The following is a 16,998-nucleotide window of genomic DNA, read 5'->3' on the forward strand; positions in this document are numbered from 1 at the left end:
AAGCGTCCCAAGGCGGACGAGCCCCTCGCCATCGTCGGCATGGCCTGCCGCTACCCGGGCGGGGTCACCTCGCCCGACGAACTGTGGAAGCTGGTCTCGGAAGGCCGGGACGCCATCTCCGGCATGCCGACGGACCGCGGCTGGGACCTGGAGAACCTGTACGATCCCGACCCCGAACAGCTCGGAACCGTGTACGCCCGGGGCGGCGGCTTCCTCCGCGAAGCCCCCGAGTTCGACGCCGGCTTCTTCGGGATCAGCCCCCGCGAGGCCCTGGCCATGGACCCGCAGCAGCGCCTGCTGCTGGAGGCGTCCTGGGAGGCCCTGGAGAACGCCGGCATCGACCCGGCCACCCTCCGCGGCACCGACACCGGCGTCTTCACCGGCGTCGGACCCTCCGACTACGCGGCGACCCCGCCCGGGGGCCTGCCCGAGGTCGAGGGCTTCCGCCTGACCGGCGGCACCACCAGCGTGGTCTCGGGCCGCGTGGCCTACACCCTGGGCCTGGAGGGCCCGGCCGTGTCCGTGGACACCGCCTGCTCCTCCTCGCTCGTCGCCATGCACCTGGCCTCCCAAGCGCTGCGGTCCGGTGAATGCTCCATGGCCCTCGTCGGCGGCGTCACCGTCATGGCCGGTCCGACCCTCCTCATCGAGTTCAGCCGGCAGCGGGGCCTGGCCCCCGACGGCCGCTGCAAGTCGTACGCGGCCGGCGCCGACGGCACCGGCTTCTCCGACGGCCTCGGTCTGGTCGTCCTGGAGCGCCTGTCGGACGCCCAGCGCAACGGCCACCGCATCCTCGGCGTGGTCCGCGGCTCCGCCATCAACCAGGACGGCGCCAGCAACGGCCTCACCGCCCCCAACGGCCCCGCCCAGGAACGCGTGATCCGGCAGGCGCTGGAGAACGCGGGCCTGTCGGCCGCCGACGTGGACGCGGTCGAGGGCCACGGCACGGGCACCCGCCTGGGTGACCCGATCGAGGCCACCGCCCTCCTCGCCACCTACGGCCAGGAGCGGAACGGACACGGCCCGCTGCGCCTCGGCTCCATCAAGTCCAACATCGGTCACACGTCGGCTGCGGCGGGCGTCGCCGGCGTCATCAAGATGGTGATGGCGATGCGGCACGAGGAGCTGCCGCAGAGCCTCAACGTCGACGAGCCCTCCCCGTACATCGACTGGACCGCCGGAGAGGTGGAACTCCTGACGGCGGCGCAGCCCTGGCTGCCCTCCGCGGACCGTCCGCGCCGTGCGGGCGTCTCCTCCTTCGGCGTCAGCGGCACCAACGCCCACCTGATCCTGGAAGAGGCGCCGGCCGGCGCCGTGCCCGAGCAGGTCGTCGCCCCGGCCGACCTGCCCGCCCCCGTGGTCCTGTCGGCGAAGAGCCCGACCGCGCTGGCCGGCCAGGCGGAGCGCCTGCGGGCCCACCTGCTGGAGCACCCGGACCTGTCCGTCTCCGACGTGGCCTACTCCGCGGTCTCCTCGCGGTTCCGGTTCGACCGGCGGGCGGCCGTGGTCGCCACCGACCGGGACGCCCTCCTCGCGGGCCTCGCGCAGCTGGCCTCCGGAGAGGCGGACACGAGTGCCCTCTCCACCGGCAAGACGGGTTTCCTGTTCACGGGTCAGGGTGCGCAGCGGGCGGGGATGGGTGCGGGTCTTGCCGCTGCCTATCCGGTGTTCGCGGCGGCGTTGGACGAGGTGTGCGAGTTCATCGATCCGCTTCTCGGGCGGTCGCTGAAGGAGTTGCTGTTCGCGGCCGAGGGCTCGGCGGAAGCCGGTCTCCTGGACCGTACGGAGTTCACGCAGGCCGCGCTGTTCGCCGTCGAGGTGGCTCTCTACCGCCTGGTGGAGTCGCTCGGGGTGAAGGCCGATGTTCTGATCGGGCACTCGGTGGGCGAGCTGGCGTGTGCGCATGTGGCGGGGGTTCTTTCCCTGGCCGATGCGGCGCGGTTGGTGGTGGCGCGGGGTCGTCTGATGGGTGCGCTGCCCGAGGGCGGCGGGATGGTGGCCGTCCAGGCCGCCGAGGACGAAGTCCTGCCCGGTCTGGCCGAGTTCGCCGGTCGCCTGTCGATCGCCGCGGTCAACGGGCCGCGTGCGGTGGTGGTGTCCGGTGACCTGGAGGCGATCGAGGAGTGGTTGCCGCAGTGGCAGGACCGCAAGACGACCCCACTTCGGGTCAGTCACGCGTTCCACTCGCCTCTGATGGAACCGATGCTCGCCGAGTTCCGGGCCGTCGCGGAGGGTCTTTCCTTCCGGGAGCCGCAGATCGCGGTCGTGTCGAACCTGACCGGTGGTCTGGTCACTTCCGAACTGACCGATCCCGCCTACTGGGTGAACCACGTCCGTGAGGCCGTCCGCTTCGCCGACGGGGTGCGGACCCTGGTGGACGAGGGCGTGACCCGCTTCGTCGAGATCGGCCCCGATGCCGTGCTGACCGCGATGGCGCGGCAGTTCGTGGACGAGGACCAGGCGGTCTTCGTCCCGGCCCTGCGGGCCCGTACCGCCGAGACGGAAGCCTTCGCGAGCTTCCTGGGTCAGGCCCACGCCGCCGGCGTCGAGGTGGACTGGGAGGCGTACTTCGCCGGTACCGGTGCCCGCCGGGTCGAGCTGCCGACGTACGCGTTCCAGCGGGAGCGGTACTGGATCGCTCCGGGGGCCGGTTCCTCCGATCCCGGTGCGGCCGGGCTCGGCCGGATCGACCACCCGGTCCTCAGCGCCGCCGTCGCGGTCGGGGAGCGGGACGAGTGGGTGTTCACCGGGCGCCTCTCGCAGGACACCGCCCCGTGGACGAAGGACCACGTGGTGCACGGCGCCGTGGTCGTGCCGGGCACCGCGCTGGTGGAGCTGGTCGGTGCCGCGGGCCGGCACGCGGGCAGCCCCGTCGTGGAGGAGCTGGTGCTCGAAGCACCCCTGGTGCTCGATACCGCCGGTCCGGTCCACGTGCAGGTCAAGCTCGGCGAGCCGGACGAGGAGGGCCGCCGTGAGGCCGCGCTCTACACCCGGCCCGAAGCGGCCGGTGAGGACGGGGCCAGGCCGGTGGTCTGCCACGCGCGCGGCACCGTCGTGGTGACGGAGCCCGCCGCGGCGGAGTGGCCGGAGCAGTGGCCGCCCGCCGGTGCCGAGCCGTTCGCGCTGGACGCGCTGTACGAGCGGTTCGCCGGTCTCGGACTCGAGTACGGGCCGGTCTTCCAGGGCGTGCACGCGGCCTGGCGGGATGAGGACGGCGTGTACACGGAGGTGGCGCTGCCCGCCGACGAGGCGGATCCGGGGCACTCCTTCCTGGTGCACCCGGCGCTCTTCGACGCCGCCCTGCACGGTGGTCTCGACGAGCTGGCCTCCGAGGGCGAGCCGGTGGCCCAGCTGCCGTTCGCCTGGAGCGGGGTCCGCTTCGGCACGGCCGGTCGGACCCGGGTGCGGGTGCGGCTCGTGCCCGTGGGTCCCGCCGCGCTGCGGATCGACCTCGCGGACGAGGACGGCGTCCCCGTCGCGGGCGTGGCCAAGCTGGCCTTCCGGCCCGTGGACGCGGCGCAGCTCCAGGGCGCCAAGGAGACCGCCGAATCCCTGTACCGGATCGACTGGACCCCGGTGCCCGTGGCGGCCGACGCCGCCGAAGAGGGCGGGGCCGTGGCGGTGCTGGGCGGCTGCCCGGTGCCCGGTGAGCGGTACGCGGACCTGGCGGCCCTGGAACGGGCCCTCGCCGAGGGCGCCGAGGCGCCCGCGGTCGTCGCGGTCTCCGTGGACCCGGCCGGCCCGATCGAGGGTTCCGAGAACACGGACGGTGCCGGTGCCGCAGACGACGCCGGAGTCGCCGACAGCGTCGAGAGCTCCGCGCGCACCGCGAGGTCCGCTCGGGAGCTGACCTCGGCCACCCTGGACCTGCTCCAGCGGTGGTTGGCGAGCGAGGCCCTGGCCGGTTCCCGGCTCCTCGTCGTCACCCGTGACGCGATCGCCACCGGAGACGGAGCGCCGGACCTGGTGCAGGCGCCCGTGTGGGGTCTCGTCCGCACCGCGCAGTCCGAGAACCCGGGCCGGATCGTCCTGGTCGATGTCGACGCGGCCGGTGGTGAGCCGGACTGGACGGCGCTGCTGGCGCTGGACGAGCCGCAGGCCGCCGTGCGCGGGGGTGAGGTGCTGGTGCCGCGGCTGGGTCGCACCGAGGCGCTGCCGGAGGGCCGGGCCTGGCGGCTCGGCATCCGGGAGAAGGGCTCCCTCGACGGCCTGGCCCTGCTGCCCTCCGACGCCGAGCGTCCGCTCGCCCCGCACGAGGTCCGCGTCGGCATCCGCGCGGCCGGCCTCAACTTCCGGGACGTGCTGATCGCGCTGGGCACGTACCCGGGTGAGGCCCCGCTCGGCAGCGAGGCCGCCGGTGTGGTCCTGGAGGTGGGCGCGGCGGTCACCGGGCTCGCCCCCGGCGACCGCGTGATGGGCCTGCTGACCGACCCGTTCGGACCGATCGGCATCACCGACCACCGCGTGGTGGTACCGGTCCCCGAGGGCTGGTCCTTCACGGAGGCGGCCGCGATGCCGCTGGTGTTCCTGACCGCCTATTACGCCCTGACCGACCTGGCCGGGGTACGGGCGGGGGAGCGGCTGCTCGTGCACGCCGCCGCCGGTGGCGTCGGCACGGCAGCCGTGCAGCTCGCGCAGCACTGGGGGCTGGACGTGTTCGCCACGGCGAGCGCGGCCAAGCAGGACACCCTGCGGGCCCGCGGCATCCCCGCCGACCGGATCGCCTCCTCGCGTGACCTGTCCTTCGGCGAGGAGTTCCTGGCCGTCACGGACGGCGAAGGCGTGGACGTGGTCCTCAACGCCCTCGCGGGCGAGTTCATCGACACCTCCCTGGGCCTGCTGCCGCGCGGCGGCCGGTTCCTGGAGATGGGCAAGGCCGACATCCGCGAGGCCGACGCCGTCGCCTCCGCCCACGCGGGCGTCCGCTACACCGCATTCGACCTGCTGGAGGCCGGTCCGGAGCGGATCGGCGAAATGCTGCGGGACCTGGTGGCCCTCTTCGAGGCGGGTGCCCTGCACCACTCCCCGATCCGGACCTGGGACGTCCGCCGCGGCGTGGAAGCCTTCCGGTTCCTGCGGGAGGGCCGCAACGTCGGCAAGGTCGTCCTCGACGTCCCGGCGCCGTTGGATCCGGCGGGCACGGTCCTCATCACCGGTGGTACGGGTGGTCTGGGTGCGGCGTTCGCGGAGCACTTCGTGCGCGAGTACGGGGCCCGGAACCTGCTGCTCCTGAACCGTCGTGGTCCGTCCGCCGAGGGTGTCGCCGAGCTGGTGGCCGGTCTGGAGGAGTTGGGCGCGCGGGTGCGGGTGGAAGCCTGCGACGTGGCCGACCGGTCACAACTCGCGCGGATCATCGACTCGTTGGAGCAGCCGCTGACGGCGGTCGTGCACGCGGCCGGCGTCCTCGACGACGGCGTCATCGCCGCCCTCACCCCCGAGCAGGTCGAGCGGGTCCTGCGCCCGAAGGTGGACGCGGCCCTGCACCTGCACGAACTGACCGAAGGCTCCGACCTCGCGGCCTTCGTGCTGTTCTCCTCCGTGTCCGCCCTCATCGGCGGCCCCGGACAGGGCAACTACGCGGCGGCCAACTCCTTCCTGGACGCGCTGGCCGCGGGCCGGCGGGCCGCCGGACTCCCGGCGACCTCCCTGGCCTGGGGCCTGTGGGCGACGGCCGGCGGCATGGCCGGTGAACTCGGCGAGGCCGAGATCGCCCGCCTGGAACGCATGGGCACCAAGGCCCTGCCGACCGGACTGGGTCTGGAACTCTTCGACCTGGCCCACCGCTCCCCGGAAGCCCTCCTCGCGCCCGTCCTGCTGGACCTCGGCGTGCTGCGGGCCCAGGCCCGCAACGGGATGCTGCCGCACCTGTTCCGCGGACTGGTCCGGGCGCAGTCCCGGCAGACGGGCGGGGCTGGCTCCGGCTCGCTCGCGCAGCGCCTCGCGGGCGTGGCGGAAGCCGACCGCGAGCAGACCGTCCTGGAACTGGTGCTGACGCAGGTCGCGGCGGTCCTCGGACATGCCTCCGGCTCCGCCGTCGACCCCGAACGGGCCTTCCGCGAGCTCGGTATCGACTCCCTCGGGGCCGTCGAACTCCGCAACCGGCTCACCCAGGCCACCGGCCTGCGACTGCCGACCACGCTGGTCTTCGACCACCCGAACCCGACCGCCATCGCCCGGCTCCTCCTCGCCGAGGTGGGATCCGTGGAGACGGCGGCCGCGCCCGCCCGGACGCAGCGCAAGCGGCCCCGGGCGGACGAGCCCCTCGCCATCGTCGGCATGGCCTGCCGCTACCCGGGCGGGGTCACCTCGCCCGAGGGCCTGTGGCAGCTGGTCGCGGAGGGCCGGGACGCCATCTCGGGCCTGCCCACCGACCGCGGCTGGGACCTGGAGCGGCTGTACGACCCCAACCCGGAGCAGCCGGGGACCCTTACCACGCGCGGTGGCGGCTTCCTGGACGGCGTCGCCGACTTCGACGCCGGCTTCTTCGGGGTCAGCCCCCGCGAGGCCCTGGCCATGGACCCGCAGCAGCGCCTGCTGCTGGAGGCGTCCTGGGAGGCCCTGGAGTCCGCCGGTATCGACCCGGCGACCCTCCGCGGCAGCGACACGGGTGTCTTCACCGGCGTGGTCTCCACGGACTACGCCGTGTCCACCCCGCCGGAGCTGGAAGGCTTCCGGCTGACCGGCACCACCACCAGCGTGGTGTCCGGCCGGGTGGCGTACAGCCTGGGCCTGGAGGGCCCGGCCGTGTCCGTGGACACCGCCTGCTCCTCCTCCCTGGTCGCCATGCACCTGGCCTCGCAGGCGCTGCGGTCCGGCGAGTGCTCCATGGCCCTCGTCGGCGGCGTCACCGTGATGTCCGGTCCCTTCCTGCTCCAGGAGTTCAGCCGGCAGCGGGGCCTGGCCCCCGACGGCCGCTGCAAGTCGTACGCGGCCGGCGCCGACGGCACCGGCTTCTCCGACGGCCTCGGCCTCCTCGTGGTCGAACGCCTCTCCGACGCCCGCCGCAACGGCCACCGCGTCCTCGGCGTCATCCGGGGCTCGGCGATCAACCAGGACGGCGCGAGCAACGGTCTGACGGCTCCGAACGGTCCCTCGCAGGAGCGGGTGATCCGGCAGGCGCTGGAGAACGCGGGCCTGTCGGCGGCGGACGTGGACGCGGTCGAGGGCCACGGCACGGGCACCCGTCTGGGTGACCCGATCGAGGCCCAGGCGCTGTTGGCGACGTACGGGCAGGAGCGGGCCGGGAACGGCCCGCTGCGGCTCGGTTCCATCAAGTCGAACATCGGTCACACGTCTGCTGCGGCGGGCGTGGCCGGCGTCATCAAGATGGTGATGGCGATGCGGCACGGAGTGCTGCCGCGGACCCTCAACGTGGACGAACCGTCCCCGTACATCGACTGGACCGCGGGCGACATCACCCTGCTGCGGGACGCCGAGCAGTGGCCGGAGACGGGTGACCGTCCGCGCCGTGCGGGCGTCTCCTCCTTCGGGATCAGCGGCACCAACGCCCACGTGATCATCGAGGCGGCCCCGGAGGAGCCGGCGGGCGTCGAGACGACGGCCCCGGTGGAGCTCCCGCCGGTCCTGCCGGTGGTGCTGTCGGCGAAGAGCCCGGCCGCACTCGCCGGACAGGCGGAGCGCCTACGGAGCCACCTGCTGTCCCGCCCGGAGCTGGACCTCGCGGACCTCGCCCACTCGGCGGTGTCCTCGCGTGCCCAGTTCGACCGGCGCGCGGCCGTCGTCGCGGGCGACCGCGACGCACTGCTCGCCGCCCTGGCGGACCTCGCCGACGGCACCACGGACGGCCGCCCCGTCCTCGCCGGCAAGACGGGTTTCCTGTTCACGGGTCAGGGTGCGCAGCGGGCGGGGATGGGTGCGGGTCTTGCCGCTGCCTATCCGGTGTTCGCGGCGGCTTTGGACGAGGTGTGCGAGTTCATCGATCCGCTTCTCGGGCGGTCGCTGAAGGAGTTGCTGTTCGCGGCGGAGGGCTCGGCGGAAGCCGGTCTCCTGGACCGTACGGAGTTCACGCAGGCCGCGCTGTTCGCCGTCGAGGTGGCTCTCTACCGCTTGGTGGAGTCGCTGGGTGTGAAGGCCGATGTTCTGATCGGGCACTCGGTGGGCGAGCTGGCGTGTGCGCATGTGGCGGGGGTTCTTTCCCTGGCCGATGCGGCGCGGTTGGTGGTGGCGCGGGGTCGTCTGATGGGTGCGCTGCCCGAGGGTGGCGGGATGGTGGCCGTGCAGGCCGCCGAGGACGAGGTCGTGTCCTCGCTGGAGGGCTTCGCGGGTCGGCTGTCGGTCGCGGCGGTGAACGGGCCGCGTGCGGTGGTGGTGTCCGGTGAGCTGGAGGCGATCGAGGAGTGGTTGCCGCAGTGGCAGGACCGCAAGACGACGCGTCTGCGGGTCAGTCACGCGTTCCACTCGCCTCTGATGGAACCGATGCTCGCCGAGTTCCGGGCCGTGGCGGAGGGTCTTTCCTTCCGGGAGCCGCAGATCGCGGTGGTCTCCAACCTGACCGGTGGTCTCGTCAGCTCCGAATTGACCGATCCCGCCTACTGGGTGAGCCACGTCCGTGAGGCCGTTCGCTTCGCCGACGGCATCCGCACCCTCACCGACGAAGGTGTGACCCGCTTCGTCGAGATCGGCCCCGATGCCGTCCTGACCGCGATGGCGCGCCAGTTCGTGGACGAGGACCTGGCGGTCTTCGTGCCCGTGCTGCGGGCACGCACGCCCGAGGCCGAAGCCTTCGCGGGCTTCCTCGGACAGGCCCACGCCGCCGGGATCGGCATCGACTGGGACGCCTTCTACGCCGGGACCGGCGTGCGGCGCGTGGACCTGCCGACGTACGCGTTCCAGCGGGAGCGGTACTGGATCGCTCCGGGGGCCGGTTCCTCCGATCCCGGTGCGGCCGGGCTCGGCCGGATCGACCACCCGGTGCTCGGCGCCGCCGTGGCCGTGGGTGACCGGGACGAGTGGGTGTTCACCGGGCGCCTCTCGCAGGACACCGCCCCGTGGACCAAGGACCACGCGGTGTTCGGCACGGTCATCGTGCCGGGAACCGCTCTGGTCGAACTGGCACTGACCGCCGGGCAGATGGGTAACACCCCCGTCGTGGAGGAGCTCGTGCTCGAAGCTCCGCTGACGCTGGCCGAGGGGGAGGCACGGCAGGTGCAGGTGATCGTCGGCGCCGCGGGGGAGGACGGCGGCCGCGAGGTCGCGGTGTACTCGCGGGCCGAGGCCGCCGACGAGACGGCGGTGTGCCACGCCCGGGGCCGGCTGGTCCCGGGAGCGGCTCCGGCCGCCGACTTCCCCGCCGTGTGGCCGCCGCAGGGCGCGGTGTCCGTCTCCCTGGACGGGCTGTACCCGAGGCTCGCCGACGGCGGGTACGAGTACGGGCCGGCGTTCCAGGGGCTGACGGCGGCCTGGCGGTCCGGTGAGGACGTGTACGTCGAGGTGGCGCTGCCCGAGGGGACCGGCGGTGAGGGCTTCGCCGTCCACCCGGCCCTCTTCGACGCGGTCCTGCACGGCGGGCTCGTGGAGAAGGACCTCGCCGCCGGCGTGGACCTGCCCTTCTCCTGGTCCGGTGTGCGCCTCGGCCGCGGTGCGGCAGCGCGGGTCCGGGCCCGGATCGGCCGGACCGAGGGCTCCGCGCTGCGGATCGACGTGGTCGACGAGCACGGGCGGGCCGTGGTCTCGGTGGACGCCCTGGCGGTGCGCCCCGTGGACGCCTCGCAGCTCGCGGGAGCCGGGGCCGGCGGGCAGAACGCCCTGTACCGGCTGGACTGGACGGCGGCCCCGGCCGCCGAGGGGACCGCGCCGCGGACCCTCGCCGTCCTGGGCGGCTGCCCGGTGCCCGGTGAGCGGTACGCGGACCTGGCGGCCCTGGAACGGGCCCTCGCCGAGGGAGCCGAGGCGCCCGAGGCCGTGGCCGTCACCTTCGGGGCCCTCGCCGTCCCGGCCGGTACCACCGTGACCGGAGGCGCCGCCGACACGGCGGCCGCCGCCCGGGAGCTGACCGCCGGGGCGCTGGCCCTGCTTCAGCAGTGGCTGGCGTCCGAACACCTCGGCGGGACCCGGCTGTTCGTGGTCACCCGGGACGCAGTCGCCGTCGGCGACGGGGCGCCGGACCTGGTGCAGGCCCCGCTGTGGGGTCTGGTGCGCAGTGCCCAGTCGGAGAACCCGGGCCGGATCACCCTGGTCGATGTCGACGCGGCCGGTGGTGAGCCGGATTGGACGGCGCTGCTGGCGCTGGACGAGCCGCAGGCCGCCGTGCGTGGGGGTGAGGTGCTGGTGCCGCGGCTGGGTCGCACCGAGGCGCTGCCGGAGGGCCGGGCCTGGCGGCTCGGCATCCGGGAGCGGGGTTCCCTCGACGGGCTGGCCCTGCTGCCTTCGGACAGCGAGCGGCCGCTGGCGGCCGGCGAGATCCGCGTCGGCATCCGGGCCGCGGGCCTCAACTTCCGGGACGTGCTGATCGCGCTGGGCACGTACCCGGGTGAGGCCCCGCTCGGCAGCGAGGCCGCCGGGGTGGTCCTGGAGGTGGGCGCGGAGGTCACCGGGCTGGCCCCCGGCGACCGCGTGATGGGCCTGCTGATGGACCCGTTCGGACCGGTCGGCATCACCGACCACCGGATGGTCGTCCGGATGCCCGAGGGCTGGACCTTCACCCAGGGCGCCGCGATGCCGCTGGTGTTCCTGACCGCCTACTACGCCCTGACCGACCTGGGCGGGCTGCGGGCCGGGGAGCGGCTGCTCGTGCACGCCGCCGCCGGTGGCGTCGGCATGGCGGCCGTGCAGCTGGGCCGGCACTTCGGCGCCGAGGTCCTCGCCACGGCCAGCGAGCCCAAGTGGGAGACCGTGCGCGGGCTCGGCGTGGCGGCCGACCGGATCGCCTCTTCCCGCGACCTGACCTTCCGGGAGACCTTCCTGGAGGCCACGGGCGGCGCGGGCGTGGACGTGGTCCTCAACGCCCTCGCCGGCGAGTTCATCGACACCTCGATGGACCTCCTGCCGCGCGGCGGCCGGTTCCTGGAGATGGGCAAGGCCGACATCCGCGAGGCCGAAGCCGTCGCCGCGGCCCGGCCCGGGGTCCGGTACGTGTCCTTCGACCTGCTGGAGGCCGGTCCCGACCGGATCCAGCAGATGCTCGGCGACCTGGTGGCCCTGTTCGAGCAGGGTGCGCTGACGCACTCGCCGGTGCGCAGCTGGGACGTGCGCCGCGGGGCGGACGCCTTCCGGTTCCTGCGGGAGGGCCGCAACGTCGGCAAGGTGGTGCTGACCGTGCCGGCCGGGCCGGACCCGGAGGGCACCGTCCTGATCACCGGTGGCACCGGGGGTCTGGGCGCTGCGTTCGCCGAGCACTACGTCCGGGTCCACGGGTCCCGGAACCTTCTCCTGCTGAGCCGTCGCGGCGCCGCCGCCGAGGGTGTCGCGGAGCTGGTGGCCGGTCTGGAGGGGCTGGGCGCGCGGGTGCGGGTGGAAGCCTGCGACGTGGCCGACCGGTCACAACTCGCCCGGATCATCGACTCGTTGGAGCAGCCGCTGACGGCGGTCGTGCACGCGGCCGGCGTCCTCGACGACGCGACGGTGGCCTCCCTCACCCCGGAGCAGCTGGAGCGGGTGCTGCGGCCGAAGGTGGACGCGGCCCTGCACCTGCACGAGCTGACCGCGGACAGCGAACTGTCCTCCTTCGTGTTGTTCTCCTCCGTCGCCTCCCTGTTCGGGAGCGCCGGTCAGGCGAACTACGCGGCGGCGAACTCCTTCCTGGACGCGCTGGCCGCGGGCCGGCGGGCCGCCGGACTCCCGGCGACCTCCCTGGCCTGGGGCCTGTGGGCGACGGCCGGCGGCATGGCCGGTGAACTCGGCGAGGCCGAGATCGCCCGCCTGGCCCGGATGGGCGTCGGCCCGCTGCCCACCGGACTCGGCCTGGAGCTGTACGACCTGGCCCAGCGGTCCGAGGCGGCCCTGCTCGCCCCGGTCCTGCTGGACCCGGCTGCGCTGCGGGCGCGGGCCCGCAGCGGGATGCTGCCGCACCTGTTCCGCGGGCTCGTCCGGGAGCGGGCCCGGCAGGCGGGCGGGGCGGGCTCCGGCTCGCTGGCGCAGCGCCTCGTCGGGGTGGCCGAGGCCGACCGCGAGCAGGTGGTCCTGGAGCTGGTGCGGACGCAGGTCGCGGCGGTCCTCGGGCACGCCTCCGGCTCCGCCGTCGACCCGGTGCGGGACTTCCGGGAGCTGGGCATCGACTCCCTCGGGGCCGTGGAACTCCGCAACCGGCTGATCCAGGCCACCGGCCTGCGACTGCCGACCACGCTGGTGTTCGACCACCCGACGCCGGAGGCCATCGCCCGGCTCCTCCTCGCCGAGGTCGGGGACCCGACCGAGGCCGCGGCGGCGGCCCCGCCGGTGGTGGAGCGCACCGGCGGCGGCACCCTGGGGGCGCTGCTGCGGCACGCCCTGACCACCGGCGCCATCGCGGAGGCCGTACCGCTGCTGACCGGCGCCGCCCGGTTCCGGCCCTCCTTCGGGTCGGCCGCCGAACTCGGCGGCGCGGACCACGTGGCCCGGCTGGCCTCCGGAGACGCGGACACGAAGATCGTCTGCGTGCCGTCCTTCGTGGTCGGATCGAGCCCGCACCAGTTCATGCGGTTCGCCGACGGCTTCGCCGGGGAACGTGACGTGTTCGCCTGCACGCTGCCCGGCTACCGGGACGCCGAACCGGCCCCCGGCTCCTGGGACGCGGCCGTCGAGGTGCTGACCGCCTCCATCGCCCGCGCCGTCGGCGACGCGCCGTTCGTCCTCGTCGGCTACTCCACCGGCGGGGTCCTCGCCCACTCGGTGGCCGCCCGCTTCGAAGCGGCCGGCACCGCGCCGGTCGGCGTGGTCCTCATCGACACGCCCATGCCGGAGACCGCGGAGGAGACCAACGGCGTCTTCAGCTCGGTGATGGCGCAGATCCTCGACCGGGAACCCCGATCCGGGGCCGTCTCCGACGAGGAATGGCTCACGATGGGCGCGTACATGCGGCTCCTCGACGCGCACACCCCGGTGCCGGTGGCCGCACCCAGCCTCATGATCCGCGCCGACGTGCCGCTGACCGCGGACAGTTGGCCGTCCTGGGAGGTGGCCGACAGCGAAGTGAAGCTCGCCGCCGACCACTTCGCCCTCATCGAGGCCGAAGCCGCCGAGACCGCCGAGGCCGTCCGGAGGTGGCTGCGGAACTGACCCGCGAACCCGGGGGGCCGGTCACGGCCGGCCCCCCTCGAACCCGCACCACACCCCGCACCACACCCCGGACCGGCCGCACCCGGACCGGACGAAGCAGAACCGGAGCAGCAGAAGTGAACCCGAACCACACGAGCGGAGAGAAGTCACCGATGGACACCCCCGAGGCGGGCCAGGCGGCCCGTTGCCCCGTCGACCACGGCGCGGCGGCCGCCCCGGCCACCACCATCCCCGCGACGGCCCTTCCGGGCTCGAAGAAGCACGCGGTGGCCCAGCTGTACAACTACTGGACCAACCCGCAGGCGTTCGTCGAGAACTGCCGCCGGGAGTACGGCCCCCGGTTCCAGGTCAGCATCCGGCTCCCTCCCCGCCCCGTGTACGTCCTCACCACCTCGGAAGACGTCAAGGCGATGTTCACCGCGCCCGCCGACGTCCTGCACACCGGGAACGGCTCCGCCACCATCGAGAAGTACACCGGCCAGTCCGGACTCGCCTGGCTCGACGAGGACGCCCACAAGGCGCGCCGCAAGGCCATGATGCCCAGCTACAACGGCGCCGCCCTGGAGCGCATCACCGAGGCCATCGTCGAGACCGCCAAGACCGACGTGGCGGACTGGCCCCGCAACACCCCGGTGCAGCTGCACTCCCACATCCACAGCTTCACCATGAACGTGATCCGCGAGGTCATCTACGGCCCCAAGGGCCCCTCCACCTGGACCGAACTCCACCGGCTGCTGCTGGAGATGATGGAGTTCAACAACGGCCCGGTGTCCCCGATGCTGCTCCACAAGATGCCGACCCGGATGGTGAAGGTCCTCCGCGCCATCCGGCCCCTCGGTCTGGAGCGCTTCCTCAAGCTCCGCGACCGAGTCGACCGCCTCGTCTACGACAGCATCGACGAGCACCGCAACGCCGGCTACGCGGGCGACGACCTGCTGTCGGTGCTGCTCAAGATGACCCACCCCGACGGCACCCCGCTCACCGACGCCGAGATCCGCGACGAGATCTCCACCATCTTCCTCGCGGGCACCGAGACCACCGCCGCCGCCATCGCCTGGGCCTTCGTCTACCTGGCCCGGGACCCCGCCCGCACCGCCCGCCTCCGCGAGGAGCTGGGCACCGGCGAGGACACCTACCTGACCGCCGTGGTCAACGAGGTGCTCCGACTGCGGCCCTCCATCCCCAACATCATCGTCCGCGAGGTCAAGAAGCCCATAGAGATCGGCGGGGTCCGCTACGAGCCCGGCCAGCACCTCTGGGCCAGCGCCTTCCTCCTCAACCGCGACCCCGACCTGTACGAGGACCCCGACGTGTTCCGCCCCGAGCGGTTCATCGGCGTCAAGCCCGGCTCGTACAACTGGATCCCCTTCGGCGGCGGCCGCATCCGCTGCCTCGGCGACCGCATCGCCCTCGTGGAGATGAAGGCCGTCATCAGCGAGGTCCTCGGCCGGTACGACCTCGTCGTCACCGAGCCCGAGCCCGAGCGGGCCCGCAGCCGCATCGTGGTCAACGTGCCCTCCGACTTCGCCCGCATGACCCTGCGCCCCAGGGTCCCCGCCACCCAGGGGGCCCGCGGATGAACGCACTCCTGATGCCCCTGATCGCCCTCCAGGGACTGTGGGTCAAGGCCACCACGGAGGTGCTGCCCGAGGCCAAGGGGCCCAGGACCGGCACCGTCGGCACCGACGCCCTCGGCACCCCGCTGAAGGTGGCCGTCCTCGGCGAGTCCACGGCCGCCGGCTGCGGCGTGGACCACCACGACGAGGGCTTCCCCGGCAGCCTGGCCCGCGCCCTGTCCGAACGCCACGGCGCGCCCGTCACCTGGGAGGTCGTCGGCCAGCACGGCGCCACCGGCCGGCGCGTCCGGCACCGGCTGCTCCCGCAGCTCGGCCGGGGCTACGACCTGACCGTGCTGCTCGCCGGTTCCAACGACGTGCTCAGCCGCCGCGCCCCCGAGGAATGGGGCGAGGACCTGGCCGCGATCCTCGACGAACTCGCCGACCGCTCCACCTCGGTGGTCGTCGTCGGCATCCCGCCGTTCGCGGACTTCCCCTCGCTGCCGTCCGCGCTCGCCCGCTACTGCGCCGAACGCGCCGCCGCCACCGACCGGGTCTCCCGGTCGGTGTGCGCGGAGCGCCCCCAGGTGACCTTCATGGGCTCCACGGACATCATGCAGATCACCCCGGACTTCTTCGCCCGCGACGGATTCCACCCCTCCGCCTTCGGCTACGGCCGCTGGGCGCAGGCCGTCTCCGACCACCTGCGGTCGGGCGAACCCCAGCCCGGAGGCGCCGTATGACCGGAAGGAAGTCCACGGCATGACCCCACCCGAGAGCGGGACCTCCTCGCGGCGGGGCTGGAGCATCGCGGTCGTCCTCACCGGCGTCTTCGTCTCCTCCCTGGATCTGTTCATCGTCAACATCGCCTTCCCGGACCTCGCCCGGTCCTTCCCGTCGGCGGACCTCAGCGACCTGTCGTGGGTGCTGAGCGTGTACGCGATCACCTTCGCGGCGCTCCTCGCCCCGGCGGGCCGCTGGGCCGACCAGTCCGGCCGCAAACGCGCCTTCCTGGCCGGACTGGCCCTGTTCACGGTGGCCTCGGCGCTGTGCGCGGCGGCGCCCTCGCTGGGCTGGCTGGTCGCCGCCCGGGCCCTGCAGGCCGTCGGCGGCGGCCTGATGCTGCCGAGCTCCCTGGGGCTGCTGCTGCCGCTGTTCCCGCCCGAGAAGCGCGGCGCGGCGCTCGGCCTGTGGTCGGCGATGGGCGGCGCGGCGGCCGCCCTCGGCCCGCCCGTCGGCGGTCTCCTCGTCGACGCGGGCTGGGAATGGGTGTTCCTGGTGAACCTGCCCGTCGGCGTCGCCGGGGTCCTCCTCGGCGGCTGGGCCCTCCGCGAGGTCCGCGAGGCGTCCCCCGACTCCCCGGACGTCCTGGGGGCGGTGGTGCTCGCCCTGACCGTGGGCGCCCTCGTCGCCGCCATCGTGCAGGGCGAGACCTGGGGCTGGACCGACGGCCGCGTCATCGGGCTGGCCGCGGGCGGCGTCGCGGGCATCGTGCTCAGCGCCCTCCGGGCGGTCCGTCACCCGGCGCCCGTCATCGAACCGGCGATCCTGCGGATCCGCGCCGTGGCCCTGGCCAACCTGGCGACCATGCTGTTCTTCGCCGGGTTCGGCGCCATGATCCTCGGATCGGTGCTCTTCCTGACCGAGCTGTGGCAGCACTCGGTGCTGCGCGCCGGACTGGAGATCGCCCCCGGCCCGCTGATGGCGGCGGTGTGCGCGGTGCCGGGCGGCCTGCTGGCCACCAAGTACGGCAACCACCTGGTCGGCTTCGTCGGCAGCGTCCTCTTCGCCGGTGGCGGCGTCCTCTGGGCCACCGCCACCGCCCTGGACCCGGCCTACGCGAGCACCTTCCTGCCCGCCGGCATCATCGCGGGCATCGGGTCCGGGCTGGCCCTGCCCTGCCTGTCCGGGGCCGCGACCCTGCCGCTGCCGCCGGAGCGCTTCGCCACCGGCACCGCCATGGTCTCCATGTGCCGGCAGATCGGCCTCGCCCTCGGCGCGGCCGTCGTCGCCGCCGTCATGGGCAGCCATCCGGACCTCGGGGCCTTCCACGCCGTCTGGTACTTCATGGCGGCCTGTGGACTGGCCGGAGGGATCGCCCTGTTGGCGATCCGCGGCACCGGGCCGCACCTCGTCCCGGTCACCGGCGCGGCCGCCCGGTGACCCGGCGCGCCGGGCGCCCGCCCCGCCCCCCCCCCCCCCCGCCCCCCCCCCCCCCCCCCCACCCCAA

4 protein-coding genes are annotated in these 16,998 nt (G+C 74.1%); all 4 read left to right on the plus strand.

Going from position 1 to position 16,998, the window contains the following annotated elements; all coding sequences use genetic code 11:
* Window positions 1-13,212 (plus strand): SDR family NAD(P)-dependent oxidoreductase (locus ABTZ17_RS31360; protein ID WP_502994926.1); only part of this gene is annotated, 13,212 nt, incomplete at its 5' end.
* Window positions 13,213-13,364: 152 nt separating this feature from the next.
* The gene (locus tag ABTZ17_RS31365; RefSeq protein WP_352199170.1) at window positions 13,365-14,792 is read left to right on the plus strand and encodes a cytochrome P450; all 1,428 of its coding nucleotides are present in this window, start codon (window positions 13,365-13,367) and stop codon (window positions 14,790-14,792) included.
* Window positions 14,789-15,511 carry an SGNH/GDSL hydrolase family protein gene (locus ABTZ17_RS31370; protein ID WP_352199171.1) on the plus strand — a complete coding sequence of 241 codons (723 nt, stop codon included), beginning with the start codon at window positions 14,789-14,791 and terminating at the stop codon, window positions 15,509-15,511. Before ABTZ17_RS31365 ends, ABTZ17_RS31370 begins: the two co-directional genes overlap by 4 nt.
* Window positions 15,512-15,530: 19 nt before the next feature.
* A complete protein-coding gene (locus ABTZ17_RS31375) occupies window positions 15,531-16,931 on the plus strand; it encodes an MFS transporter (RefSeq protein WP_352199172.1) in 1,401 nt (466 codons plus the stop codon).
* Window positions 16,932-16,998 lie beyond the last annotated feature (67 nt).

Origin of the sequence: Streptomyces sp. NPDC097619 (assembly GCF_040302735.1) — a bacterium.
In the GTDB taxonomy this organism is placed as follows: Bacteria; Actinomycetota; Actinomycetes; order Streptomycetales; family Streptomycetaceae; genus Streptomyces.

Coding starts and splice junctions, on each gene's coding strand:
- ABTZ17_RS31375 (WP_352199172.1), top strand. CDS start 15,531: ATGACCCCACCCGAGAGCGGGACCTCCTCGCGGCGGGGCTGGAGCATC.
- ABTZ17_RS31370 (WP_352199171.1), top strand. CDS start 14,789: ATGAACGCACTCCTGATGCCCCTGATCGCCCTCCAGGGACTGTGGGTC.
- ABTZ17_RS31365 (WP_352199170.1), top strand. CDS start 13,365: ATGGACACCCCCGAGGCGGGCCAGGCGGCCCGTTGCCCCGTCGACCAC.